Origin of the sequence: Paenibacillus sp. 1001270B_150601_E10 (genome assembly GCF_015558675.1) — a bacterium.
In the GTDB taxonomy this organism is placed as follows: domain Bacteria; phylum Bacillota; class Bacilli; order Paenibacillales; family Paenibacillaceae; genus Paenibacillus_B.
Genome location: NZ_JADMOL010000011.1, coordinates 48,162 through 74,091 on the forward strand (window position 1 = coordinate 48,162; position 25,930 = coordinate 74,091).

General features: G+C 47.2%; 23 protein-coding genes. 2 read left to right on the top strand and 21 right to left on the bottom strand.

Annotated features, from left to right (window positions below):
• Nucleotides 1-51: 51 nt before the first annotated feature.
• Complete coding sequence (gene cymR / locus I2H74_RS19845) at nucleotides 52-471, bottom strand: cysteine metabolism transcriptional regulator CymR (RefSeq protein WP_195575986.1); 420 nt, start codon at nucleotides 469-471, stop codon at nucleotides 52-54.
• 308 nt (nucleotides 472-779) lie between these two features.
• Here cymR and mnmA point away from each other — a divergent pair, with 308 nt between their 5' ends.
• Entirely contained in the window at nucleotides 780-1,973 is a 1,194-nt protein-coding gene (mnmA, locus tag I2H74_RS19850; RefSeq protein WP_195576054.1) for a tRNA 2-thiouridine(34) synthase MnmA, read from the top strand.
• A gap of 150 nt (nucleotides 1,974-2,123) precedes the next feature.
• Here mnmA and I2H74_RS19855 read toward each other — a convergent pair whose 3' ends face one another.
• The 13 genes from I2H74_RS19855 to I2H74_RS19915 form a co-directional block, all read right to left on the bottom strand.
• Nucleotides 2,124-2,936: a glycosyltransferase family 2 protein gene (locus I2H74_RS19855; protein WP_195575987.1), complete on the bottom strand. Its 813-nt coding sequence runs from the start codon at nucleotides 2,934-2,936 to the stop codon at nucleotides 2,124-2,126.
• 25 nt (nucleotides 2,937-2,961) lie between these two features.
• On the bottom strand, nucleotides 2,962-3,660 hold the full coding sequence (locus I2H74_RS19860) for a class I SAM-dependent methyltransferase (RefSeq protein WP_195575988.1): 699 nt from the start codon (nucleotides 3,658-3,660) through the stop codon (nucleotides 2,962-2,964).
• A 119-nt stretch (nucleotides 3,661-3,779) separates the two neighbouring features.
• Nucleotides 3,780-5,087 carry a hemolysin family protein gene (locus tag I2H74_RS19865; RefSeq protein WP_195575989.1) on the bottom strand — a complete coding sequence of 436 codons (1,308 nt, stop codon included), beginning with the start codon at nucleotides 5,085-5,087 and terminating at the stop codon, nucleotides 3,780-3,782.
• A gap of 271 nt (nucleotides 5,088-5,358) precedes the next feature.
• Complete coding sequence (locus I2H74_RS19870; protein WP_195575990.1) at nucleotides 5,359-5,670, bottom strand: ArsR/SmtB family transcription factor; 312 nt, start codon at nucleotides 5,668-5,670, stop codon at nucleotides 5,359-5,361.
• Between the two features lie 284 nt (nucleotides 5,671-5,954).
• Nucleotides 5,955-7,277 (bottom strand): replication-associated recombination protein A, encoded by a 1,323-nt coding sequence (locus I2H74_RS19875; RefSeq protein WP_324254116.1) that lies wholly within the window; start codon nucleotides 7,275-7,277, stop codon nucleotides 5,955-5,957.
• 248 nt (nucleotides 7,278-7,525) lie between these two features.
• The gene (locus I2H74_RS19880; RefSeq protein WP_195575991.1) at nucleotides 7,526-8,296 is read right to left on the bottom strand and encodes a tRNA threonylcarbamoyladenosine dehydratase; all 771 of its coding nucleotides are present in this window, start codon (nucleotides 8,294-8,296) and stop codon (nucleotides 7,526-7,528) included.
• 325 nt (nucleotides 8,297-8,621) lie between these two features.
• Nucleotides 8,622-10,415: an aspartate--tRNA ligase gene (aspS, locus tag I2H74_RS19885; protein ID WP_195575992.1), complete on the bottom strand. Its 1,794-nt coding sequence runs from the start codon at nucleotides 10,413-10,415 to the stop codon at nucleotides 8,622-8,624.
• Nucleotides 10,416-10,539: 124 nt separating this feature from the next.
• Nucleotides 10,540-11,790, bottom strand: coding sequence for a histidine--tRNA ligase (hisS, locus tag I2H74_RS19890; RefSeq protein WP_195575993.1), 1,251 nt, complete (start codon nucleotides 11,788-11,790; stop codon nucleotides 10,540-10,542).
• 865 nt (nucleotides 11,791-12,655) lie between these two features.
• Nucleotides 12,656-13,096 (bottom strand): flagellar basal body rod protein, encoded by a 441-nt coding sequence (locus tag I2H74_RS19895; RefSeq protein ID WP_195575994.1) that lies wholly within the window; start codon nucleotides 13,094-13,096, stop codon nucleotides 12,656-12,658.
• A gap of 132 nt (nucleotides 13,097-13,228) precedes the next feature.
• Nucleotides 13,229-13,375: a hypothetical protein gene (locus tag I2H74_RS19900; RefSeq protein ID WP_195575995.1), complete on the bottom strand. Its 147-nt coding sequence runs from the start codon at nucleotides 13,373-13,375 to the stop codon at nucleotides 13,229-13,231.
• A 42-nt stretch (nucleotides 13,376-13,417) separates the two neighbouring features.
• Nucleotides 13,418-13,867: a D-aminoacyl-tRNA deacylase gene (gene dtd / locus I2H74_RS19905; protein WP_195575996.1), complete on the bottom strand. Its 450-nt coding sequence runs from the start codon at nucleotides 13,865-13,867 to the stop codon at nucleotides 13,418-13,420.
• A 221-nt stretch (nucleotides 13,868-14,088) separates the two neighbouring features.
• A complete protein-coding gene (locus I2H74_RS19910; protein WP_267490755.1) occupies nucleotides 14,089-14,403 on the bottom strand; it encodes a cupin domain-containing protein in 315 nt (104 codons plus the stop codon).
• 152 nt (nucleotides 14,404-14,555) lie between these two features.
• The gene (locus I2H74_RS19915; protein ID WP_195575998.1) at nucleotides 14,556-16,757 is read right to left on the bottom strand and encodes a RelA/SpoT family protein; all 2,202 of its coding nucleotides are present in this window, start codon (nucleotides 16,755-16,757) and stop codon (nucleotides 14,556-14,558) included.
• A gap of 283 nt (nucleotides 16,758-17,040) precedes the next feature.
• Between I2H74_RS19915 and uraA the strand changes: the two genes are divergently transcribed.
• On the top strand, nucleotides 17,041-18,318 hold the full coding sequence (gene uraA / locus I2H74_RS19920; RefSeq protein ID WP_195575999.1) for a uracil permease: 1,278 nt from the start codon (nucleotides 17,041-17,043) through the stop codon (nucleotides 18,316-18,318).
• Nucleotides 18,319-18,423: 105 nt separating this feature from the next.
• On the opposite strand, the gene I2H74_RS19925 is transcribed toward uraA, so the two are convergent.
• From I2H74_RS19925 to I2H74_RS25335, 7 genes are all read right to left on the bottom strand, one after another.
• A complete protein-coding gene (locus tag I2H74_RS19925) occupies nucleotides 18,424-18,912 on the bottom strand; it encodes a GrpB family protein (protein ID WP_229106880.1) in 489 nt (162 codons plus the stop codon).
• Between the two features lie 130 nt (nucleotides 18,913-19,042).
• Complete coding sequence (locus tag I2H74_RS19930) at nucleotides 19,043-19,555, bottom strand: adenine phosphoribosyltransferase (protein ID WP_195576000.1); 513 nt, start codon at nucleotides 19,553-19,555, stop codon at nucleotides 19,043-19,045.
• A 120-nt stretch (nucleotides 19,556-19,675) separates the two neighbouring features.
• Nucleotides 19,676-22,054, bottom strand: a complete 2,379-nt coding sequence (recJ, locus tag I2H74_RS19935) for a single-stranded-DNA-specific exonuclease RecJ (RefSeq protein WP_195576001.1) — start codon at nucleotides 22,052-22,054, stop codon at nucleotides 19,676-19,678.
• Between the two features lie 34 nt (nucleotides 22,055-22,088).
• Entirely contained in the window at nucleotides 22,089-23,033 is a 945-nt protein-coding gene (locus I2H74_RS19940) for a cation diffusion facilitator family transporter (protein ID WP_195576002.1), read from the bottom strand.
• 171 nt (nucleotides 23,034-23,204) lie between these two features.
• Nucleotides 23,205-24,113, bottom strand: coding sequence for a protein translocase subunit SecF (gene secF, locus I2H74_RS19945; protein WP_195576003.1), 909 nt, complete (start codon nucleotides 24,111-24,113; stop codon nucleotides 23,205-23,207).
• Nucleotides 24,103-25,368, bottom strand: a complete 1,266-nt coding sequence (secD, locus tag I2H74_RS19950) for a protein translocase subunit SecD (protein WP_195576004.1) — start codon at nucleotides 25,366-25,368, stop codon at nucleotides 24,103-24,105. The genes secF and secD overlap by 11 nt, the downstream gene beginning before the upstream one ends.
• A 144-nt stretch (nucleotides 25,369-25,512) precedes the next feature.
• Nucleotides 25,513-25,908 (bottom strand): post-transcriptional regulator, encoded by a 396-nt coding sequence (locus I2H74_RS25335; protein ID WP_420707468.1) that lies wholly within the window; start codon nucleotides 25,906-25,908, stop codon nucleotides 25,513-25,515.
• Nucleotides 25,909-25,930 lie beyond the last annotated feature (22 nt).

Below are 25,930 nucleotides of genomic sequence, written 5' to 3' on the forward strand. Positions count from 1 at the left end.
CATTCGATCGAATAAACGTGATCGAAAGCTGTCGTAAACTTGAATGGAGCTCTAGATGTAGAACATATAATTGTCTTGACCATTTTCACCATTAAAATGAATCAGGTCATTCAATGTCGTTGAATCCAGCACTTGTGCAATGCTGTCACGAATGCGCATCCACAAATCCCGCTTCGCAGGGTCATCTTCCTCGGTGAAGTCTACCGGAGAGATTGGGCCCTCGAGCACTCGGATGATTTCCCCAGCGCTAATAAGCTCAGGCTCACGGGACAGGATATATCCGCCATAAGCCCCACGAATACTCTTTACTAGTCCTGCATTGCGAAGCGGAGCAATAAGCTGCTCGAGGTAATGCTCGGAGAGCTGGTTGCGCTCTGCGATGCTTTTCAAGGAGGTTGGCCCTTCACCGAAGCTCCTCGCCAGCTCCATCATAATCGTTAATCCATAACGTCCTTTAGTTGAAATTTTCATTTAAAATCGACACCTCATCTATTACGATATTAAATCTGTGTATTCCTATCGCCACTCTGTATATCCTATCATAACTATCCACGTTATGGACAATATTATCCCTTTCTATTCGAATTCACCTTGACATTTCTTCTGACTTTCGGTATAAAAGGCGAATGTGTTACAATGTAATATAAGCCTTTTCGCCTGTGTTTGAAGTGATGCTTGATGCATGTATATAATTTGAACGAATCTTGCTCACCTTATATAGATCATCCACCGTATCTATAGATCGTAGAATAACTTAAGAAAGTAAGATGGTGATGAATATGACAACTAGCAATGCCTCTACCCGCGTTGTTGTCGGCATGTCGGGCGGAGTCGATTCTTCCGTGACGGCACTGCTCTTAAAAGAGCAAGGCTACGATGTCATCGGGATATTTATGAAAAACTGGGATGATACCGATGAATTCGGTCATTGCACAGCTGAGGATGATGCAGAGGACGTGCGCCGTGTATGCGAGCAGATCGGCATCCCTTATTATACGGTAAATTTTGAGAAGCAGTACTTCGATAAAGTATTTTCCTACTTCTTGGATGAATACCGCCATGGTCGCACGCCAAATCCAGATGTGCTATGTAATCGTGAGATTAAATTCGGTGAATTCCTGCAAACGGCACTGGACCTTGGCGCACAGTACGTCGCTACCGGCCACTATGCTCGTGTCGTTCAAGAGGATGGACGCTATAAGCTGCTTCGCGGGGTGGACAATAACAAGGATCAGACGTATTTCCTTAACGCCTTGAACCAAGAGCAGCTTTCACGCGCCATGTTCCCAATCGGCCACCTGCCAAAGCCGGAAGTACGCCGTATTGCGCTTGAGAACGGACTCGCTACTGCGAAGAAGAAGGACAGCACAGGCGTCTGCTTTATCGGCGAGCGCAACTTCAAGGAATTCCTGAGCCAATACCTGCCTGCACAGCCGGGCCAAATGGTGGATGTTCGAACAGGCGAAGTAAAAGGACGCCACGATGGCCTCATGTACTACACATTAGGGCAGCGTCAAGGACTTGGCATTGGCGGTTCAGGTACAGGCGAACCTTGGTTCGTTGTGGATAAGGACCTTAAGCAGAATGTGCTGTACGTCGTTCAAGGAGATGCTCATCCAAGCCTTTATTCTACAGGGCTTAATGCAGTCAATATCAACTGGATCGATGGCGAGATGCCTGAAGGACCTATTACATGCACAGCGAAGTTCCGTTATCGTCAGCCTGATCAAGGCGTTACGTTAACGAAGCTTCCAGACGGATCTTTGGACGTGGTATTCGATGAGAATCAGCGTGCGATTACGCCAGGACAAGCGGTTGTCTTCTACGACGGCGAGCAATGTCTCGGTGGAGGAACGATCGATCGCATTCATATGATCGATACGACCCGTCCTGCTATCGCAGTCAAGGAGCCTAAGCCGGCTAAAGCGACAAGAGTGAACAAGCCAAAAAAGGCTTCAACTTCTGCAAAGTGATTCGAATGAAAGGATAAGAGACGGAACCCTTGGGTGACCGTCTCTTTCTTTTTTACTATAGGTATGAATAACCAGCATCTCATCTTAAAGAGCAGACCCTGATGCCTGTCCAAATAACGGCTGCTCTCCATTATTCTTTGATCTTTATCGTTATCCCTTCATTGGGATCAGGCCTTCCGCATCTTGATAAATGAAGTCTTTTTCATCAACGAGAACCCAAGACTTTCTTCCCCATTTTGCATAAAAGATGTTCCGATTATAAAGATACAGCTCCATATCGGTCATCCCTCTATCACTAAGCCACTTTACATAGTCGGCTCGTTTAGAAGTCATGGAGCCCGAATGCTGATGATACACATTGATCGCAACAACCTTATAACCTGCATAGATCGAAGCCAAACAGATATCCATGTCATAATAATGATGATACGTGTACTCTGTTGCAATGCCTTTGAACTTTACCAGCAGCTCTTTTCGAATAATTAGACAGAGGCCATCCAGAGAGACAGAGGGAACGAAAGTATCCTTCATCCGTGTCCCATGTACCTCCGCATCAAGCATATTGCTTGTAAAAAAGTTCCGGCTCCCATGGCAATTGACCATGGACCCTCCACCAAAGCCTGCAACACCGACGTATGGAACCTCAGTCAAAACAGCCGTGATCTTTCGATCAAAATTCGGCTCCCACAAAAACACATCATTATGCATATACATCACATATGGCGTCTGTATCAGCGGCCAGGCTTGATTCATTGCTGGAATGACGCCAACATTCTGCTCATTGCGAATATAGCCATCACCTAGCGACTTCAATTCTTCTACATGTTCAGGGTCAGAACCATTATCAATAATTAGAATAGGGATATGCTGGCTCTGGCAGGCACGAACATGTCTGATGCATTGTCTGGTCATTCCGATCTGATTCATCACGAGAATAACCATCGTAAAAAGAGAGCTTGTCACCCTACCTCCTCCTCATGCGAGCCAACTATAGCCCCGATGATATGATTAAATTCTCTACACACTTGTCATACTCCGGATATCTAGGCGTAAGAATGCCTAATCCGTTATTGCTATACAAGCGGTGAAAGCTAAGTGGAAGCGGCGTCTGCTTCAAAAAGTCCTCTATGGCAGTAAGCACGCCATTCCACGGTCCATGTTCATACAAAGCATTGTACAGAATTGCATTTGCTCCTCCTGATTCCGTTAATGAGGATTGGCCAGGAACCATTCCCATCTTCGCATAAGGCTTGCGGAACAAGTCCGGAATCGACTCAGGAAAGTAATACATATCTCTTCGTCCATATGGCCATTCTGTATCGTGAAGCAAGATGACAGGAATCTTCTGATTGCGAATCGCCATCTTCTCAATCAGCTTTAATTCATGATAGACCGTATACCAGTTGTGATCGCCGTCCAATAAGATGAAGTCATAGTCTTGCAAATGAGGGAGAATCTCCAAGCTGTAATCCTTCAGCATATGAAATTGCTTATGATACCGTTGCTTATAATCCGCTGCATCAAATTGAGGCGCAGGATCCACAACAAACAAATGACCATCAACTACTCGGCAGTATTCAAGCAAATTTAAAGTCGTCTTCCCAAACTCGGCTCCGACTTCTACGACTTTCCGAGATTGTGAGAGTGAAAGCAGTGGAAGAATGATTTTGTCAATAAAAGCTAGCATACGCTCCACCTCCATGCTCTCAATATATTCCAAGATTATAGAATGGCGAAAACCAATGCCCACCACGCTGCAAACAAACGAAAAAGCCCGCCATTGTCCATGACGGGCTATCTTATAAGCTATGAGGCCTCTTCCGGTTCTTCTATTGGATGAAGCTGAAAGGATAGCTTCTTCACGAGTATTCTCGTTATTCGCAAATGATACGTATCCTCGATAATAAATTCAAGTGAATCATTTAGCGCAACTCTTTGCCCCTTCATCGGCGGAATCTCAACTTGGGAATACATCCAGCCGCCAATCGTGTCAAAATCATCTGAGGAGATTTCACACCCAAAATAGGCGTTTACTTCTTCAATCAGCATCTTCCCATCGATGGAATACAGATCTTCGGAGCGCTTGATCATATTAGGAGGCTCTTCGTCGAATTCATCCTGAATCTCGCCTACAATCTCCTCCATAATGTTCTCAAGCGTAACAAGTCCCGCTGTTCCGCCATATTCATCGATAAGAATCGCAATTTGCATTTTGCTCTTCTGCATAAGCTTCATCAATGCACTAATGGACATCGATTCAGGCACGCTTAGAATCGGACGAATCACATCACGGATGTCTGGATCCTCATCCGTAACCTTCACCAGATCCTTAATATGAACAAAACCAATGATGTGGTCTTTATCCGGGTCACACACGGGATAGCGTGTGTGCATTTCACGATAGGCTTTTTGCTTATTAAGCTCAAAGCCGTCTTCTGTATATAAGCAGACCATCTCTGTACGAGGGATCATGATCTCACGTGCATGGGTCTCGGAGAAGTCAAAGATATTGTCCATCAGCGTTAATTCGGTATTATCGATAAGTCCGCTTTTATGACTCTCTTTCACCAAAATACGAATCTCTTCCTCTGTATGAGCCGAATCATGCTCAGAGGCAGGCTCTACACGGAATAGTCGCAATAAGGAATTTGCGGTACCGTTAAGCAGCCAAATGAACGGAAACATGAGCTTATAAAACAAGGTGAGCGGTAGCGCTGTCAGCAGTGCGATCTGCTCAGACTTGCGAATGGCGAGAGTCTTAGGTGCGAGCTCGCCAAGCACAATATGAAGCACCGTAATAAAAATAAAGGCAATCGCTGTAGCAATGGTCGTAATCAATGCTTCGCCAAAACCTAATGCGGATAGCGGATCATGCAGCAGCTTCGCAACCGTCGCTTCCCCGATCCAGCCTAGACCAAGCGATGCCAAAGTGATGCCTAGCTGGCACGCGGACAAATATGCATCCAGGTGATGAGTTAGCGTTCTTGCGCGTTTGGCTCTGGCATTGCCCTCTTGGACGAGCGTATCAATACGAGAGCCTCGCACCTTCACAATGGCGAACTCAGCGGCCACAAAAAATCCATTCAAAAAGACCAATACAACAACTAAAAGCATTCCCCAAAATATCGGTAACGGATCCTCCAAACGTATCCCTATTCGTCTCCCATGACGAATAGGTCCACCTCCTCATGAATCATAATTCACATCCAACACCTTTACTTGCCCTTAAGACCATTATAAAACTTTTGACATAATCGTCAAACCGACAGCTCGCTGATCGTCCACATCTGAGATGGCAGCACCTCCGATTGTCGGGGATTGAGATTATGTATATTCATTCATCCGCGAGTCCTATCACCACAAAATAACGGCTGATGAACGGAACTCAAGAATCGGTCGAGGCATAGCGAAAGGCTTCGTTAAGCAATCCAATAATCTGCTCATCATCACAGGAATAGAGCATATTCTGACCTTCTCTACGGTAGCGTACAAAGCGGAATGCACGAAGTGTCTTCAATTGGTGAGACACAGCAGATTGAGACAGCTGAAGGCTTTCTGCAATCTGATTAACCGCACATTCTTCCTTTGCAAGCAAAGTAAGAATTCGAATGCGTGTTGGATCGCCTAAGGCTTTGAACGTTTGAGACACTTTTTCTAATACATCGGGGCTCCATTCTTTTCCATCAAATATGTCCATCGAAATCAGACTCCTTATCGTTCATTCCATTTGCCGGGTCGATACATATATAATGGCTGCTGCCACCTTTATCTTGTCCTCCATCTTCTGAACATAACCACATATGAAGAGGAAGATTTAATCAGTTGCTGCCATCCTTTAGGATGATGGAGCATTTCAAACAGATCTGATGTATGAACAAATCATCAGCAACAGACTTGCATGTACTTGTTTACCCTAGACAATAATGGTTCAAACGACCTATCCTGCTCGAAACGATAGCATTTTTTACGTATGAGACCTCGCTATTTTTCGTTGCGCGCACGATTGCGTCTGTATTCCTGATTCACCTTCATTTTCGCTTCCATCCCCTGCTCAGAAGCCATAAAGAAGGTTCGATTGCGAAGGGAGTCCGGCAAATATTGCTGAACGACATAATGCTCAGGGAAGTCATGCGGATATTGATATCCTTTGTTTCCAAGCTGAGCGGCTCCCTTGTAATGCGTATCCCTAAGATGCATAGGAACATCGGCAGAACGGCTGTCCTCAATCGCCTGCATAACTCGCTGAATCGCCATCGGGATGCTATTGGACTTCGGACTTTCCACTGCAAAGAGAATTGCCTGGGAAATGATATACTTCGATTCCGGCCATCCAATTCGGTGATATGCTTCAAGTGCACTTACGGCCTGCACCATCGCTTGCGGATTGGCTAGACCAATGTCCTCGCTACAGGCTACGGTTAAGCGGCGAATAAAGGTCATGGGGTCCATTCCAAGCTTCTCGACCGCATAGAAAAACCAAAACAGTGCCGCATCGCTTGAGCCACGAATGCTCTTATGAAAAGCAGATAGCACATCGTATTGAGTCGATTCGTCCGCCTGTACAGTCGGTCTTCGAACCGATTCCTCAGCTTCCGCGAGCGTAACATGAATCGCGCCATCTGCTTCGGGTGTCGTCGTCATGGCTGCTAACTCCAATGCATTCAGCGCTCTGCGAATATCTCCATTCGCCATCGCTGCAATATGCTTAAGCGCATCCTGATCGACCTTGAGCGTGAGGAAGCCAAGCCCTCTCTCCTTATCCTCAAGCGCACGCTTCATAGCAAGCATGCTATGCTCAGCCGTTAACGGCTTTAGCTGGAATAAAGTCGAGCGACTGATCAACGCTCCATTTACCGTATGAAAAGGATTCTCGGTTGTCGCTCCGATAAAAATAATCGTACCCTTCTCTACCGCAGGCAGCAGCGCATCCTGCTGCGAGCGATTGAAGCGATGCACCTCATCTAAGAACAGGATCGTCTTTCTCGCATACATCGACCGCTGCGTCTCCGCTTCTTGAATGACGGAACGCACATCCTTAACGGAGGCATCAACCGCGTTCAAGCGAACGAACTCTCCTTGTGTCCGTTCCGCGATAATGTTCGCAAGCGTCGTCTTGCCGCAGCCTGGCGGGCCGTACAGCAAGATAGAGGAGACTCGATCGGCCTCAATCGCTCGACGCAGCAATCGATTAGGACCAACGATATGCTCCTGTCCAATATATTCATCCAAGGTTCGCGGTCTCATTCGATCCGCAAGCAAGCGCATGCTTGGTGCATGTTCATCCTGATATGAAAATAAATCCACTATGTTCACCACTCTTTGATATCGATACCGTCATTGATTGCCTACATCTTACCATAAACGTGCATATAAATCACAGTTCAAGGAACGTACGTTCCTATTTTTTGTTGATCCTTCATTATTAACACTTCTATACATTACCTTATTTATGAGCAGCCACGTCCCCATCTTCTCATGTCCAAATACAAAAAGCTGCTCATGGCTTCGTGTCCATGAACAGCTTCTTCATCATGTATTGCTGCGCTGCACAATTACTGATTGTCTTGCGCTTGTTCCTTTCGCATCTGCTTCAGAAGATCCTGAACCACGACGCTTACCATAATAAGGCCAGCTACAGGCGGCACAAACGCATTGCTTGACGGCGGCTGCTTCGCTTTGCGAATATCAGGCGCATTCTCAGGCACGATCTTCTGTGTAATATCTTCACGAGGTTTAATCGGCTCCTCCGTAGAGAAGACCACCTTCACCCCTTTTTTGATTCCTTGCTTACGCAGCTTCTGACGAATGACGCGAGCAATCGGGTCCACGGTTGTCTTTGAGATATCCGCAACTTGGAATCGGGATGGATCCATCTTGTTGGCTGCACCCATGCTCGAGATGATCGGAATCTTGCGGCGCAGGCACTCTTTAATCAAGTGGATTTTATAGGATACCGTATCAGAGGCATCCACTACATAATCCAGCTCAAATTTAAAAAGCTCTTCGTAGGTTTCTTCTGTATAGAACATATTAAGCGCAATCGCATCGCACTCCGGATTGATCAGCTTGATCCGCTCCTGCATCAAGTCTGCTTTCTTTTGGCCGATTGTCGTCGTAAGCGCATGAATCTGACGGTTGATATTCGTAATGTCTACGACATCCTTATCGATAAGAATAATCCGTCCTACTCCCGTACGCGCCAATGCTTCTGCTGCGATCGAGCCCACGCCGCCGATGCCAAGCACGGCTACGGTGCTGTTCTTCATTTTTTCTATCCCCTCAGGGCCAATAGCAAGCTCCGTACGGGAAAACTGATTCAGCATGGATGTGCCTCCTTACTTGTTGTAAATACCAAACATGTAATGGGTGAAGCTGAGACGAATGATATTCTCCGCTCAGCCTTCATCTTACATGAGAAAACCTCTATCGCTGCCATTCTTAACGGAACGGCCTCGTGTAGAGGTCAAGTTGTATCCTTCATGCCAATAGCATGCTGATCTCATATAGCACGCGACCAGATTCATTTCACCAAAAATGCTTGTTCGTTGAAGGTGTCCTACTAATCAAGGACCTCCCCTTGCCAGCAGCAAATGGTTATGCTGACTGGTAAGGGGAGTGCCCTTCTCGATCGCTTCATCTATACGCTTATTATGCGTTAGGCTCGTTCTTCTTCTCTTCTTTTTTCACCTTTGTACGAATATGAAGCTCTTCAAGCTGCTTCAGAGCAACTTCGTTTGGCGCATCTGTCATGAGGTCTGTTGCGCTCGCAGTCTTAGGGAACGCAATGGTCTCACGAAGGTTTGTGCTGCCTGCAAGAAGCATCACAAGACGGTCAAGACCGAGCGCTACACCGCCATGCGGAGGTGTTCCGTATTCAAACGCGTTAAGCAAGAAACCGAACTGCTCTTGCGCTTCTTCTGGCGAGAAGCCAAGCGCCGCGAACATTTTCTCTTGTACATCACGCTTGTAGATACGCATTGAACCGCCGCCAACTTCATAGCCGTTCAGGACAAGGTCATACGCTTCTGCACGCATCTTGCCTGGATCCGTATCAAACAGGTGCAAATCTTCATCCAGTGGACGAGTAAATGGATGGTGAAGAGCCACATAACGCTTCGCATCTTCATCGTACTCAACCAACGGGAAGTCAACTACCCATGCAAATTTGTATTCTTTGTCGTTAATGAGGTTCATGCGGCGTCCGACAAGCAGGCGGAGATTGCCTAGAACATCATATACCACTTTTTTCTTGTCTGCAGAGAACAAGATAAGGTCGCCGTCCTCTGCGCCAAGACGCTCACGAAGTGCTGCGATCTCTTCATCGCTCATGAACTTCACGATTGGCCCCTTGAATTCGCCGTCCTTCACTTGAATCCAAGCAAGTCCTTTTGCTCCATAGCGAGCAGCGAATGGTGCCAAGTCATCGATCTCTTTACGGCTCCAAGTGCCGCAGCCCTTTGCGTTCAAGGCTTTAACAACCCCGCCGCCCTCGATAACAGATGCAAACACCTTCACGCCAGAGTTCTGAACGATGTCGCACACATCTTGAATCTCAAGACCAAAGCGAAGGTCTGGCTTATCGGAGCCATATTTATTCATCGCATCTTCATAAGTCAAGCGTTGAAACGGCGTTGGAATATCGATGCCCTTCGTCGTCTTAAACAGATGGACCATAAGCTGCTCCATCATTTCAAGCAATTGATCGCGAGACAAGAATGAAGTCTCAATGTCGACCTGTGTGAACTCAGGCTGACGATCCGCACGAAGATCCTCATCACGGAAGCAGCGAGCGATCTGATAGTAACGCTCCAAGCCGGACACCATCAGCAGCTGCTTAAAGAGCTGCGGAGATTGCGGCAAGGCGTAGAATTCACCTGGATGAACGCGGCTAGGAACAAGATAGTCGCGCGCGCCTTCTGGTGTGCTCTTCGTCAAGATCGGTGTTTCCACCTCAACGAAATCCTGTCCGTCCAAGAAATCGCGGAATACTTTAGCTGTCTTCGAACGCAGCATAAGCGTTTTTTGCATTTCAGGACGGCGAAGATCCAAGTAGCGATAACGAAGACGAAGAGACTCGTCAATTTCAATATCGTCTTCAATGAAGAATGGAGGGTTCTTCGCTTGGTTCAAAATCTCGATTTCGGTTACACGAACTTCGATCTCACCAGTTGGAAGGTTCTTATTGATGGTTTCCTCATCGCGAAGAACGACCGTCCCCTTTACCGCGATCACATACTCATTGCGAGCCTTATCCGCAATATCGTGAGCTTCTTGGGAGAATTCCGGGTTGAATACCGCCTGCATCATACCGCTGCGGTCACGAAGATCGATAAACAACACACCGCCAAGGTCACGGCGGCGTTGAACCCAACCGTTAAGTGTTACCGTCTCGCCAATGTTTTCTTTCGTTAACTTTCCACAATGATGTGTTTTATACATCATAACTGGCACATCCCATCTATAATTAATGATTTTTCACGTCTATAATGGTCCTGCAGCTTGATGCGGCTTCTACCAACTGCTATCGCAAGGCTGATAAATGACGCATTGCAAGCCCAGAAATCCTTTAAGCTTTGCGAATTGCTTGGGCAAGCTCAGCAATTGGCACTAGGCGCTGCTCACCAGTAGCAAGCTCCTTAAGCGCAACTTCGCCTTTCGCGAGCTCATCGTCGCCAAGGATGGCGGCAAAGCGCGCCTGCATGCGGTCCGCGGATTTCATCATCGCCTTCATCTTGCGGCCTTGATAGTCCTTTTCCGCAACGATGCCTTCGGTACGAAGCTGATACAGAAGCTTCGTAACCATATCCTCTGCGGCCTCACCCAGGCCGATCAGATATAGATCGATTGGTGCTTGCGCGTTAAGATCAACCTTCTGGCTCTCCAAGAGAAGCACGATCCGCTCAAGTCCAAGCGCAAAGCCGATGCCTGGCTGATCGGGTCCGCCGATATCTGATACAAGCCCGTTGTACCGGCCGCCGCCGCCTACTGTATCGATGGCGCCAATGCCCTCTGCTTTGTATTCGAATGCAGTATGCGTATAGTAATCCAAGCCACGAACAAGACGGGTATTTACGTCATACTCAATGCCCATCGCATCAAGGTGCTGTCTTACCTTCGCAAAGTGAGTGGTACACTCCTCATCCAAGCTGTCCAGAATAGATGGTGCATCCACGAATTTCTCTTGGTCGACCTTGCAATCCAGCACGCGAAGCGGATTGCGCTCCATGCGGGATTGGCAGTCCTTGCAGAGCGTGTCCTTCATCGGTGTCAGGAATCCGAGCAGCTTCTCTCGGTAAGCAGCACGGCTAGCCACATTCCCGACGGAGTTGATCTCCACTCGTACGCCGGATAGACCTATGCCCTTCATAATCTCGTAGCCAAGTGCAATGATCTCTGCATCAAGGCTTGGATCCGTACCGCCAAGAGCCTCAACCCCAAACTGGTGGAATTGGCGATAACGTCCCGCCTGCGGTCGCTCGTAACGGAACATAGGGCCCATATAATAAAGCTTTGTAAGGTCAGGATCACCATACAATTTGTTTTCCACATAAGAACGTACAACGCCAGCTGTACCTTCTGGACGAAGCGTCATACTGCGCTTGCCTTTATCCACGAACGTATACATTTCTTTCTCTACAACGTCCGTTGTCTCACCTACGCCGCGCTCGAACAATTCTGTCTGTTCGAAGATAGGTGTCCGAATTTCCTTGTAATTAAAGTTGCGGCAAATCTCTCTTGCCTTGCTTTCCACGTGTTGCCAAATCTCAACCGTACCCGGCAAAAGATCTTGGGTTCCTGTTGGTTTCTGAAATGCCATGCTTATCCTCCTCCTGCACAAACAGCCCGTTAATGGACTATTTGTGATGATGCAACGATGTCTGCCTTGAACGAAATTGCTCAATAAAATAAAAAACTCCCGTCCCAGCTCTAAGAGCCTAAGGGACGAGAGATTGGTTGTTCCATTCACCCGTGGTGCCACCCACATTCCGGAAGGCTTGGGTAAGATCGTTGAACAGGTCCTACCTGAGCTTACGATGTGCCATATGCCATTCCGCTTCATTCGCTGTAACGTGCGCATCACGCCTAACGTCTACCGGATATCCACTTGCCTGATATCTTTCGCCGCCGGTTCTCTGGGGTGTCATTCAACCGTCCTGCATATAAGACCCTTCCAGCCAAGGGGTCTCTCTCTGAATAGAGGGTTCGGCCTACTTGTTCCCGTCATCGAATCACTATCGTTCTCATCGTTCGCTGAGATATATAACAAACATTGTAATAATGCAGCACACTAAAGTCAAGCTTTCCCTTAAGCAAACAGAAAAAAACCTACAATAATCATTGTAGGCTGTCAAAGTATATATTCTTAAAAGGGGGTCATGAGCCTATTATAGGAAACATTTATTAAAGGAACATGAAACGAATATTACAAAAAGATTACAACGGAGAAAGCGCTTTATTACAGCTATATACGCAAAGCATTTCTCATCCCTAATTTCTCTATCACCATTGATCCTGCTATAGCATGGAACCCTTGGCATTATAAAGTTATTACATCGACTTTATATCAATTAAAAGCACTCCCTTCACGAGAAAAGGAGTGCTTTCAGTATGTTCCTTATACATTCAAGTCATTTTGAGTTATAAGACTACGCTTTATGCTAGATCGTTGCCCTCTCAAGCAATCAAGTAGTCGGGTGCGAAACATATCCGCCTCTGTTGCGGATCATAGCAATCGCTTCTCCAACCCGCTCCTCAGGCACTACCGCGGACACGACATATTGAAGACCGTCTGGCGCAGAAACCGCATCGTCTGCTTCATGAACAATCGCATCACGATCACTCACGATTGAAGCATCCGAACGAGTCTCGACAGGAACACCAACTTCATCATTATCAGAAGCGCTAGGGTCAGTTACCACAACGCCCGCATTGCCAAATGCCGTAGATCCAGAGTAGCTGACGCCGCTAGGGTTGGATGGGATCGGCGCAAACACCATCGTGCCTTGATCCAATGGGCTGTCTATGGAGCCTACCTCGATCTGCTTTGCCTCCACTGTCACTAGGGAGGTCCTTAATGCCTCTGCTTCATTCTCTGTTCTCGTGTAAGCTTGAATTCGTGCCATGATCATCACCTCAGTCATGTAAATTTGGAATAGGAATAAATGGTTAAAAGATTGTAATCTTTTCTTAACCGCTTCTTCCCCTGCTGAAACACAATCATTACCAACATGAGCGGCTCGATCGGACGAATGGCTCTACGATCTGCGGCTTGCAGGCACTTCTCTGCGCTGTTCACAGGCATCGGGCTCATGCTGCTTAAGCTCCATCATCATCTCGCGATGTGAATGCGGATGGCGTTGCGCTCCATATTGAACAGCTAGCTGCTGAAGGGATTGTCGCATGTAAAGGCTCCTTTGAATAAAAGGTTGATGCCTTAGTATGCCCTATGCCTTTGCGGCACTATCCAAAATCAAGGTAACAGGACCATCATTGGTAAAGGATACATCCATCATCGCACCGAATCGGCCCGTTTCTACTGTAATCCCATGGCTACGTAGGCAGTCATTGAAGCTCTCGTAAAGCTTCTCAGCAAGCTCCGGACGAGCTGCAGCCATAAAATTGGGCCTTCTGCCCTTGCGGCAATCACCATACAGTGTAAACTGTGATACGGATAAAATGGCTCCGCCTATGTCTTGAACCGAATCATTCATTTTGCCTTCCTCGTCTTCAAAGACCCGCAGTCCAACAATTTTGTCCGCCAGCCAGTTTACATCCTGCTCGGTATCCTCATGTGTAACGCCGACAAGAAGCATAAATCCTTTATCAATCTGGCCAACGGTTTGGCCTTCAACGACAACTTTTGCATCTTTTGCACGCTGTACAACGACTTTCATCTCTGTCTCTCCTTTGACTCTAAGTCCTAAGAACTCAATACATAAACACGCCTTATGGTTAGTTATGCTCCTACGAAAGCCTTTAAATGTCAAGCTTTGAGAACACCACCCTAAGCCTATCGAGCAAAAAGAAACCCTGTTGAAATGCAAACCTTTCAGCAGGGTATAATCAACCAATCCTATTCCATTCATTCACGCTTATTCAATCAACTAAATCAGCATCAAACACGCGCATGACGCTTATCATCGACGATTGTTCCGGAGTAACATTCAAAGCTTATATTCTCTATATCATAAATAAAATCGTTGATATAAGTGACGGGGATAAGAAAGGTTACGATGATGTTCATGTCGAGTCCGATCACTTCATGAACATGACACTGATTAATCAGAAGCACGTCTCCTTCATACAAAATCTGCTTATCATTACCCATTGTAACTTCAAGCTTGCCTTGAAGAACAAAGATCATCTCTATACTTGTGTGCCAGTGGCTCGGTACATAGCTGACACTATGAAGGGATACATCAAACGGCAGATTGTCTCCGGTCTCGCTTCCATTTCAACCTACCCTACTGCCATACCGTCATCATGCAATTACAAGAACAGCCGCCTAATATCGGCGGCTGTCAGTTGTAGGATATGAGATTGCTTCAGCCATATCGGCTTGTTTTGTCTTCTTCAACAACATTATTGCATAATTCGCTGTACAGTATATACATCCTTCACGCGCTTGATCTTCTCAACAACAGATTGCAAATGCTCTGTATTGCGGATCAGCACGGTCATGTGAATTAAAGCCAGCTTGTTCTTATCCGATCTTCCAGATACCGCTGCAATATTCGTCTTGCTCTCGGACACCACCTGAAGCACTTCGTTTAAGAAGCCGCGGCGGTCCATGCCGGTAATCTCGATATCGACGCTGTAATTCGCCTCGCTCGAATCTTCCCATTCGACTTCGATGATACGATCTGCCTCTTCCCCTTCAATCTCCTGCGGAAGGTTGAGACAGTCTGCGCGGTGGACAGAGACGCCTCTTCCACGTGTGACGTAGCCAACAATATCATCCCCAGGAACTGGGTTGCAGCAGCGTGCAAAGCGAACGAGCAGATTATCGATGCCCTTTACTCGAACCCCATTCGTTGGTCTCGACTTGCGGTTCGTTGTATCCTTCTTCATCTCCTTGACTTCCTGCGTCAGTTCGAGATGCTTAAGCTGCGCTTCCTCGGCTTCCTTACGCATCTTCTCCGTTAGCCGAGTACAGACCTGCGCTGCCGTCAATCCGCCAAAGCCGATGGCCGACATCATATCTTCCACATCGTTGAAGTTGAACTTCTTGGCTACTTCAAGCAGCTTGTCATCCGCCATCAGCCCCTGCGTATCCACCGTGTCCATGCCAAGGCGCTTCAGTTCCTTCTCAATGGACTCACGGCCCTTCTGAACGTTCTCTTCCCGCTTCTCCTTCTTGAACCACTGCTTGATCTTCGATCTCGCATGAGAGGATTGAGCGATCTTCATCCAGTCTACGCTAGGACCATAGGAATGCTTCGAGGTGAGAATCTCCACGATATCGCCAGTCTTCAGCTTATGGTCAAGCGGTACAATACGTCCATTCACCTTGGCGCCAATCGTGCGATTGCCGACCTCTGTATGAATCCGGTACGCAAAGTCCAGCGGCACAGAGCCTGCTGGAAGCTCAATGACTTCGCCTTTAGGCGTAAAGACGAATACGAGATCAGAGAAGAAATCCATCTTCAGCGATTCTACAAATTCGCTTGCATCCTTCGTCTCCTGCTGCAGATCCAAGATCTCGCGCAGGAAGGTCATCTTCTCCTCGAAGCTTCCGCCTACACCGCTTGGATTGCCTTCTTTATAGGCCCAGTGGGCCGCTACCCCGTACTCAGCGGTACGGTGCATGTCCCAGGTGCGAATCTGTACCTCAGTCGGCTCTCCAGTGGGTCCAATGACCGTCGTATGAAGCGACTGATACATATTCGCCTTCGGCATCGCAATATAATCCTTGAAGCGGCCAGGCATCGGCTTCCACAGCGTATGGATAATGCCCAGGGTAGCATAGCAATCCTTAATATTATCAACAAGAATCCGAATAGCAAGCAGGTCATATATCTCGTTGAACTGTTTGTTTTTTACGGTCATCTTTTTGTAGACGCTATAAATATGCTTAGGTCTTCCCGACAGATCGGCCTCAATGCCCATCTCATCGAGCTTTTCTTTGATGCGGTCAATAACATCTGTGATGAACTGCTCTCGCTCGGCCCGCTTCTTATGCATCAGATTCGCGATGCGATAATACTGCTGCGGATTCAGATAGCGAAGCGCAATATCCTCCATCTCCCACTTGATCGCGGAGATCCCTAGACGATGTGCAATCGGGCAGAAGATCTCAAGCGTCTCATACGCAATACGACGCTGGCTCTCTTCGGATTGAAACTTAAGCGTGCGCATATTGTGAAGCCGATCGGCAAGCTTGATCACAATGACACGAATATCATTCGCCATTGCCACAAACATTTTCCGATAGTTCTCGTTCTGCTGCTCTTCCTTCGAACGGAATTGGATGCGTTCAAGCTTGGTTAACCCATCCACAAGCATCGCACAAGTATCCCCAAACTTCTCCCGAACTTCCTCAAGCGAAACAGAAGTATCCTCCACAACATCATGAAGCAGGGCCGCAACGATTGATGTTGGGTCCATCTGCATGCTCACCACGATATCCGCTACAGCCAAAGGGTGCAGGATATACGGCTCTCCGGACTTTCGCACTTGCCCATGATGGGCTTTGTCTGCGAATTCATAAGCTTCACGAATACGTTCCAGATCCGGCTCTTTTATATAGGTTGAAGCTTTCGTCAATAATTGATCTATGCCCATTGGACTCGTCTCGATTCCTTTCCATTCGGGTCGTTCGTCGTCCCTGTTTACAGATTATCCTATAATTATGCCTTTGAACCGTATACACGTCAATGGTTATCCCATTATTCATTTCGACTTTTGTCAAAATATGTCGAATGATTCGATCATTTTCGAAGAAAATAGTGGTGATGTTATCTTTTTTGACACGTAAATGAAAAAAGATATTGAAATATGGAGCCCTCTACATGTAAATTATATAGTTAGGTTTACAATCAAATAGCGAAAAAGGAGTGCATCCTCAGTGCAACGAGAAATCCAAGTACACGAAAAACCATCGCTAGGTCCTGGTCTACTGCTCAGCTTCCAGCACCTGTTCGCGATGTTCGGCTCAACTGTACTGGTACCTAATATGTTTCATGTAGATCCAGGAATCGTTCTTCTCATGAACGGATTCGGGACCCTGTTCTATCTCATCCTATGCCGAGGTTTGATACCAGCCTATCTTGGATCGAGCTTTGCCTTTATCTCTCCTGTACTCGTAGTTCTGTCGGATAAAACGGGAAGCTATTCACAAGCTCTTGGTGCATTCATTGTTGTAGGTATTGTCTTTATCCTTGTTGCCCTTATTGTCAAATGGGTAGGAACGCGCTGGTTGGATATCCTATTCCCACCGGCAGCGATGGGCGCCATTGTTGCTGTTATCGGTCTTGAACTTGTACCCGTTGCTGCAAATATGTCAGGCTTCCTCCCTGATGCAGAGGGGGCATTCAACTATACAAACATTACGATAGCGGTGGTAACGCTTGCCGTTACGGTTATCGGTAATGTTATGTTCCGCGGATTCTTCCGCATTATTCCGATTCTAATTGGTATTATTGCCGGCTATATCTTGTCCTTCTTCTTAGGAGCCGCAAGCTTTGAGCCTGTAAAAGAAGCAGCCATCTTAAAAATGCCTACGCTCACGTTCCCTGAGTTCAACTGGACTGCGATTGGCATTATCTTGCCAGCAGCGTTAGTTGTTATCGTAGAGCACATTGGTCACTTGATGGTAACAAGCAATATTGTTGGCAAGGATTTGTCCAAAGACCCTGGACTTCATCGTTCTTTGCTTGGTAACGGTATCTCTACTGTTATATCCGGTTTTTTGGGATCTACGCCAAATACAACGTACGGTGAAAACATTGGCGTATTAGCCTTAACTCGTGTCTACTCCGTATTCGTAATCGGCGGTGCCGCCGTGCTAGCCATTCTGCTTTCGTTCTTTGGCCAGTTCTCGGCATTGATCGCCAACATTCCTACTCCAGTAATGGGTGGCGTATCCTTGCTCTTGTTCGGCGTCATTGCTTCTTCGGGTCTTCGTATCTTCGTAGACTCTAAAGTAGACTTCGGCAACCCGAAAAATCTTATTCTAGCAACACTGGTTATCGTTATCGGAATCAGCGGAGCTAGCCTGAAGCTTGGCGATGTTGAGCTTAAAGGGATGGCATTAGCCACGATTCTTGCGATTGTGCTGAACATCTTCTTCATCGTCATTGACAAGCTTGGCTTGTCCAATGACAAAGAAGGCTCCGCTCATTAAAATGGAATCCTAAATAGATAGAACGCCTTGACGATGGGATCAATCTCATCGCCCAAGGCGTTCTTTTTATACCATCAAAATACTCTTATCGTATATATTGCGAGCTTAATCAGTTAAAATATTCTTCCACTCAAGGGCTCTTCGCTCCAAATGTACAACGAATTCATCCTTGCCGTCACAATAACTCTCGTTATCCGTAGGGTACAGTGCCGCAAGCTGTTGCTTCCATTCTCCATATGCAATCCTGTCCTCTTGATGCGTTCTCAAATAATCGCGAACAGCAAGATGACGTTCGATCTGATGCGTATTGTCGAATTGAAACATGTGCATGTGATGGGTTCGGTTTACTCCGCCTTTTCGAAAATACCTTCTGCCTCGTATTCCAAACTCGGAAAGCGGCTCATAACCAACGTTTATCAACTCATCGTTATATTCATCCACTCTTGCAATATCCTTTACAACAGGCATGATATCAATGATTGGCTTCGCTTTTAAGTAAGGCACGGCTGTACTTCCGATATGATGTATGTCTACAAGTTCATCCTTAAGAATATCACGAAGAATCGCTGCTTCTTGCTCGAATAGCGCAACCAAGCGATTTAACAATCTAAGAAGGATTATTAATAGTGTCTCTCAGCATTTCAATAATTTCAATAATTGCAATAAGCAGCAAAAAAGCGGTACTCTGAGCTGAAAAAACTCAGAATACCGCATTTCTTATGCTTTAATATGTCATTAAAGATTGAACGCGCAGGCCTTGCAGCTTCTCACGTCCGTTTAATTCCTCAAGCTGAATCATGAATACTGCGCCAACGACTACGCCGCCAAGCTGCTCGATCAACTTCACGGTCGTGCAGATCGTTCCGCCTGTAGCAAGAAGGTCGTCTGCAATCAGCACCTTTTGACCTGGCTGAATGGCATCCCGATGAACAGCGAGCTTATCACTGCCGTATTCAAGATCATAGCCTTCCTCTACCGTTTCACCTGGTAGCTTGCCGCTCTTACGAATTGGAATAAAGCCTTTGCCCATCTGAACCGCAAGCGGCGCGCCAACGACGAAGCCTCTTGCCTCTGGGCCAGCAATCACGTCAATCTCTAAATCCTTTACCAGGTCTTCAATCGCTTGAATCGAGGCGCGATAAGCTTCTCCATCCTTCAAGAGCGTCGTAATATCCTTAAAGCTAATTCCCGGCTTCGGGAAATCCTCGATCACTCGAATATGAGACTTAAAATCCATGAAAGGGTTCCTCCTTAAACAGTAAAAAATATGTAGAAGGATGCTTCGAAGAGTCAACTCTCTAAGAAGGAATCGCCTGCTGACATCGCTTCTATCGTCTGTACGAAATAATTAAAATGATCATGCCTGTTGGTTATTCCATGGTTGAAGCAGTTTCGCACGCAGCTCCTCTGAAGTCGCCCGATACCAGAATGACTCCCATTCACTTTGCGCATTCCACGATTGATAGCAGCTTGAGGACTCCAAAGAAGTCTTCTTCGGCTCCTTCACCATCTCGTACGTACAGCCAGATGCCTGCTCCTGAACCTGTACGAATGCCAAGTCTGCAAATACATTCATAAGGATGCGCAACTCTCGGAGGGACATACCTGTTCGTTTCGAAATAGCAAGCAGCGAGCGCTCTTCATCCTGCCAGGATCCAAGCTCCCGCAAATGGGCAAACACCGGAATAATCATCTGTCGGCTAGGCGCTCTCAGTCTGCCAGTTGGCGGCTCCTTGGGCAGAACGATGTACAATCGCTCCATCCGAGGGTAACGCTTGGCAAGAGCCATAAAGGCTTCTTCTGACTCAGGCACCGTACTGATGATAACATCCTTTACCCGCTCTTGAGAAGAGGTATAATCTGCAGATTGACGCTCTATGCAATGAACATAAGGTTCAGCCGCATGAACCCCCGCCTCCTGAAGGGAGGTTGACCAGATCGCTTCTCCTTGCCCTGCCTCATTGAGCTTGCGTGCCAGCTGCACAACGGTCTGCACAGGATCGGAGCAATAGCGGTAATCGAACAGCTGCCGATCCGCAATCCGAATATCCTGCAGCATCAGCTGAGGCTTGCGCGAGCCGTTCCATTCATTAATGCTTAGTTCACCAAGCACTTCCACCTTTACTTGACTAGCAATTCGTTCAGAAAGAGCTCCCTTATGAAAGGCTACCGCGTCGATAGCCGCCCGGTTCTGCTTCAGCATGATCTTAAGGTGCTGGCTTTCCTTGCCCATTGTACGCGTTTCTGCCACCTCAGCGCTGTGAATGAGAACACGAGGACAGGAATTGCCCATTCCATAAGGCTCAAGCAAGCTCAATTCCTCAATCGTCTTGAGTGAGATTTCCTGAAGCTCACAGGATGCATCGACATCCGTGCAGGGTATAAAATGCTCCTCTGTCAGCTCTCGTTTAGCAATCTCATTCAAGCGTCGTTCCAACTCGGACAGCTTCTCCTGCTTAACGGTCATGCCGGCAGCGGCCGTATGGCCGCCATAATGCTCAAACACGTCTTGAATCTCGGTCATCGCTTCATACAGGTCGAACCCATCTATCGAACGTGCAGAACCTTTGCATTTGCCCGATTCAGTATCGATGCCCAGAATAAAGGTTGGACGGTAATAGCGTTCCACAATCTTGGATGCTACGATCCCGATCACGCCGACATTCCAGCTAGGATCGGATAGTACAATGACCTTAGGGATCCCGCCAAGCTGTTCGATCTTCTCGGTTAGCTGCTGTTCCGCTTCCTTTACCATTGCCTCTACAATCTTCTGACGTTCCTTATTCAGCCGGTCCAGCTCGCCTGCAAGCTCCATTGCCGTATGGTCGTCATCTGTTGTCAACAGTTCAACGGCAATGCCCGCATGCTCAAGTCTCCCGCTTGCATTGATTCTAGGTGCCATCGAAAAAGCGACATTCGTAGACGTAATCGAGCTTGGCTCGATATTGCCAACAGCCATGAGGGCACGTATACCAGGATAAGCAGAGTGCTGCATCCGTGTTAACGCTTCGCGCACGATAATGCGGTTCTCTCCCATGAGCGGCATTAGGTCGGCAATGGTCCCGATGGCAGCAAGCTCGATCAAGTGATGAGGAACTTCGCCAAGCAGCGCATGGGCAAGCTTAAGGGCAACGCCTACGCCTGCAAGCCCTTTGAAGGGATAGGGACAATAAGGCAGCTTCGGATTGACAAGCGTATAGGCCTCTGGCAGCACCTCTGGGGGCTCATGATGATCTGTAACCACAACATCAATGCCAAGCTCCTTCGCATAGGCTACCTGTTCAACAGCGCTGATGCCTGTATCTACCGTCACAATCAGCGTAACTCCTTGCTCTTTCGCAAGGTCTATCGCCCCATTATTCAAGCCATAGCCTTCATTTGCTCGATGCGGGATATAGTAGTCGAAGTTGGCCTTCAACTGACGGAAAAGATGAATGAGCAGTGATGTGCTTGATACGCCGTCCGCATCATAATCCCCGTAAATCCACATTCTCTCTTGGGTTTCAAGAGCTTTCTGAATGCGTTCAACAGCCTCCGTCATTCCTGCCAGCTGATAGGGGTCATACAACGCTTCCGCACGATCATTCAAAAAGTGCTGAACACTGTCTGCGTCCTCGATCCCACGTATAAGCAGCAGTTTGGCAAGCAAGTGGGACAAGCCCGTTTCCTCCGCCAATTGCTTTACACGCTCTTCTGACATCTCCGCAATTCGCCATCTTGTTCGTGGTTGAAGCATGTTACTCTCCTTTACTGCAAAAATCGCTTATTTCTTACTGAATCCAATGAGTAGATGATTCACCGTGATCGACATGATACCTGCTATTACGTTCTAACGGATGAACATGAACCTCAACATCCGCTACATGCAAATATCGATGCATAAGATGCTCCTTCACTCGCTCGCCTACGAGATAGCCCTCCGCCACCGATAAATTCGGGTTCACGCTGATGGTGACCTCCACCATCACATAGTGCCCGTGCTCCGTTGCTTTTAGCTCCTTGATTAGGATAACGCCATCCACACTTTGAATGGACCTCATCAAAGGCATTGCTTCTTCATCCATCAACTCATGATCCCAAGCGGCTTGAATAGCTCTTTGAATAAGCTGATACCCTTTCCAGAGCAATAGAACAGCTACTGCTGCTCCAGCAATAGGATCCAGCAGCATAAGCCAGGATTGCTGGAGCTCATAACCAAGAAGAGCGCCCGTCATACCCGTAAGCACAATGACGGTCATAATGATATCGAAACGATGCTCGGCGGCATAGGCCAGCAATAGTCTAGAAGAAATGCTCTTGCTCTGCCGCAGGCGATATTGATGCAATGCTGCCTTTATCACATAGGCAGCCAGCAGGACCGCAAAGGCATACCAAGATGGAGCAGATCCTTCTCCTGCATAGAGGTTTCTCCCGGCTTGCATGATGAGCTCAATACCGACCACAAACATCCACACAGCGACTAGGATCATGACAACCGATTCTCTTTTGCCATACCCATAAGGATGCTTTCGCTCAGGCGGCTTCTTGGATAGCTTAAGTCCAGACCATACCGCTAGAGCACAGAATGAATCGGATAAGGAATGCACGGCATCCGCAAGCAATGCAAAGCTGCCTGAGAAGAAGGCTGCAGCTGCTTTGATCACGGCAACGACAGCGTTCACGATCATACTGATCCACGACCCCTTTTCAGCTTGAGACAAACGACCTTCCGCCATGCGAATCCCCTCATTTCCTTATCACTTGTTTGGATCATTGTCTAACACGCCAAAACCGCGCCTTGGAAGACGCGGCTCGGGCCTAAACACGGATGCATAACACGCCTCATCCGTCTTTCTTTACCCCCGGTTCTCTTTCACAAAGAGATCACAAGGTTGATGTATTTCGAATTAAGCTTGCTTTGGCTTTGCTGCCGCTTTTGGCTTCTTAAGCTCCTTGTTCTTCAAGACTGCCCACAATGGACTTGCAATGAAGATCGAAGAGTAAGCACCGAATGCCAAACCAATCAAGATCGCAAGCGAGAACATTTTAATGGACTCACTGCCGAAGATGAACAAGCACGCCGCTGCAAACAACACGGTAAGAACCGTATTGATCGAACGCGTCAAGGTTTGATAAATACTGTCGTTGACCAAATGCGCAAGATCGTTCCAGTTGCGAACCTTTGAAAACCGCAAATTCTCACGAACACGGTCAAAGATTACGATTGTATCGTTAATGGAGTAACCTATAATCGTTAGGACCGCGATGATAAACGGCAAGTTCACTTCCAACCTGAAGATCGAGAACACGCTGATGACCATGAACGCGTCATGGAGCAGCGCGATAACCGCAGATATCGCAAATCGCCATTCGAATCGGATACTAACGTAAATGATAATCCCGATGGAAGACAGCAGGACCGCCCAGATCGCATTGCGCTGCAATTCCTTTGCAATTTCAACATCGACCGTATTCATTTCAAAGGAAGAGCCTGGAGAGATTTTCCCAAATGCTGCTTTCAGATCATTTTGCTGCTGTTCAGTCAGCACATCGTTAAAACGAATATTCAATCGTTCACTACCCATCGTCACGACTGGGTCTTTGGATTGTTCAAACGAAGCCAGCAAGTCCTCGACCTGCTCCTTCTTTACTTCCTGCTTTAAGGTGATATCCACATTGGTACCCGAGCTGAAGTCAACGCCATAATTTAATCCGAACACCGATAACGTAATCACGCCAAGAATCGTAATCACGATCGAAAAAATAAAGAAATACTTGCTTTGATGAACAAAGTTGAATGTCCCTTTAAAGCGCACGGATATCACTCTCCTTTACGCCATAATAACTTGGCTTGTTCAGCTTGTTGCTCTTAATGAGCAGGTGCAGAAGCCAACGGGACAAGAAGACGTTTGTTAGAACCGTTACGACAACCGTCAACATCAAGATCAAGGCGAAGCCTTTAATTTGGCTCTCGCCAAGGAAATACATGACAAGCGCTGCAATAACGGTAGTAATTTGCGCGTCAACAATGGTACGGAAGGAGTTTTTGGAACCTGCCTTCAAAGAAGACGAAACCGTTTTGCCGCTCCGAAGCTCATCCTTAATCCGTTCATACGTAATAATATTGGCATCGACCGCCATCCCAAGACCAAGAATAAATGCCGCGATACCAGGCAAAGTAAGTGTAATGCCCGCAGCCCAGAACACGAGCAGCAGCAGCCATGAGAACACGATCAACGAGAAGGCCGCTACAATACCCGGCATGCGGTAGACAATAAGCATGAATGCCAAAATAAAGATGGTTCCGATAACTCCAGCTTCAATCGTTTGTTTCAGGGAAAGCTGACCCAGCGTAGCTGCGACGCTTTGCGTGTACTTCTCCGTCAATTTGAGAGGAAGAGCACCAAGATTGATTGTATCCTTCAGCTCATTCGCTTCAGCATTCGTGTATTGACCTGTAATGGTCGCCTCACCGCCGCCAATCTCATAATGAACGCCAGGAGCGGAGATCATCTTCTCATCCATGTAAATGGCAAGTCTATTTTCGCCTTCTGGCTTAGATGCAAGACGCTTTGTAATCTCTGCAAATTTGTTTGCGTCCTTCAACTTAATGGCAACGACAGGCTGTCTCAGCTCGTCAAAAACAACGCTTGCGCCGCCTTCAACGAAGTCCGTTCCTTTAAGCTCCACTTTGCAATAATCCGAAGCTTCTTTACAGCCATCCGAGCTGCGGAATGTCAATACCGCCGGCTCCTTCAGCTTTTTGCGAACCGCTTCCTCATCTTGAACGTCCGCAATCTTAACGCGAATGCGGTTTGATCCTTCCGTTGTAATTTCCGGTTCGCTTGTACCTTGTGCATTGATACGTTTCTCTAAGCTCTTCGCAGTCTGTGTCAAGGATTCAGATGTAATCTGACCGCCTTGCTCAAGTGGGGATGCTTCATACAGAATCTCGAAGCCGCCTTTTAAGTCCAGACCGAGACGAATGTTGTTGATGATCGTTGGCGATGTAAAGGACATCACGCCTAGCGATACGACAACAATGAGCAAGAAAGCTACAATTCTCTTCATTGCGTCTCTTTACCCCTTTCCTTAAATCAATATTCCTATTATAGCTACCGCCAAAATTCGAGTCAATTTTCACATTGTGGGACAGTAAGCCATTTCATTGGATCAAACGACAAAAAATGGGTGTATCCTCAGCAAAAAGGCCTCTCATGATGAGAAGCCGCGATACGCTTGCATCGTGATGTAGTTCATAAAATCCGTAACCTTAAGCGATAAGATATCATTCACGATCTTGTGCATTTGATTCGTATGCTGCTTCCGGTATTTATGAAGAACACATTCCCATACTTCTTCTGCGGTCACCTGTTCATAGCCAAGCAGCCAGAACTCCTCCGCCTTACTCTTACAAAGCATCTGAATATCCTCATCCAAGAGCAGCGGCCTCTCTGATTGATCCAACTCATCATCCAGTGCGAGTGTAGACGAATGGACAGGCTCTCCTTCTCTTACCCTTTCATTCTTCGAGGACGGTTCTGTGACAATATCGCGTTCATCCGATTTTACCGCAGCGACAACGTCTTTTGTCCCAAGCTGCTCACTCATATTGCCCTCTCCTTTCCTTCTC

Bases quoted from the DNA above. Each gene is read 5' to 3' on its own strand.
- I2H74_RS19940 (WP_195576002.1), bottom strand. From the start codon at position 23,033: ATGGCGGAAGGTCGTTTGTCTCAAGCTGAAAAGGGGTCGTGGATCAGT.
- I2H74_RS19865 (WP_195575989.1), bottom strand. From the start codon at position 5,087: ATGCTTTTAGTTGTTGTATTGGTCTTTTTGAATGGATTTTTTGTGGCC.
- I2H74_RS19915 (WP_195575998.1), bottom strand. From the start codon at position 16,757: ATGGGCATAGATCAATTATTGACGAAAGCTTCAACCTATATAAAAGAG.
- I2H74_RS19930 (WP_195576000.1), bottom strand. From the start codon at position 19,555: ATGGATTTTAAGTCTCATATTCGAGTGATCGAGGATTTCCCGAAGCCG.
- secD (WP_195576004.1), bottom strand. From the start codon at position 25,368: ATGAAGAGAATTGTAGCTTTCTTGCTCATTGTTGTCGTATCGCTAGGC.
- dtd (WP_195575996.1), bottom strand. From the start codon at position 13,867: ATGAAAGTCGTTGTACAGCGTGCAAAAGATGCAAAAGTTGTCGTTGAA.
- I2H74_RS19895 (WP_195575994.1), bottom strand. From the start codon at position 13,096: ATGGCACGAATTCAAGCTTACACGAGAACAGAGAATGAAGCAGAGGCA.
- mnmA (WP_195576054.1), top strand. From the start codon at position 780: ATGACAACTAGCAATGCCTCTACCCGCGTTGTTGTCGGCATGTCGGGC.
- recJ (WP_195576001.1), bottom strand. From the start codon at position 22,054: ATGCTTCAACCACGAACAAGATGGCGAATTGCGGAGATGTCAGAAGAG.
- aspS (WP_195575992.1), bottom strand. From the start codon at position 10,415: ATGATGTATAAAACACATCATTGTGGAAAGTTAACGAAAGAAAACATT.
- I2H74_RS25335 (WP_420707468.1), bottom strand. From the start codon at position 25,908: ATGAGTGAGCAGCTTGGGACAAAAGACGTTGTCGCTGCGGTAAAATCG.
- I2H74_RS19900 (WP_195575995.1), bottom strand. From the start codon at position 13,375: ATGCGACAATCCCTTCAGCAGCTAGCTGTTCAATATGGAGCGCAACGC.
- cymR (WP_195575986.1), bottom strand. From the start codon at position 471: ATGAAAATTTCAACTAAAGGACGTTATGGATTAACGATTATGATGGAG.
- hisS (WP_195575993.1), bottom strand. From the start codon at position 11,790: ATGGCATTTCAGAAACCAACAGGAACCCAAGATCTTTTGCCGGGTACG.
- I2H74_RS19870 (WP_195575990.1), bottom strand. From the start codon at position 5,670: ATGGACATATTTGATGGAAAAGAATGGAGCCCCGATGTATTAGAAAAA.
- I2H74_RS19880 (WP_195575991.1), bottom strand. From the start codon at position 8,296: ATGCTGAATCAGTTTTCCCGTACGGAGCTTGCTATTGGCCCTGAGGGG.
- I2H74_RS19860 (WP_195575988.1), bottom strand. From the start codon at position 3,660: ATGCTAGCTTTTATTGACAAAATCATTCTTCCACTGCTTTCACTCTCA.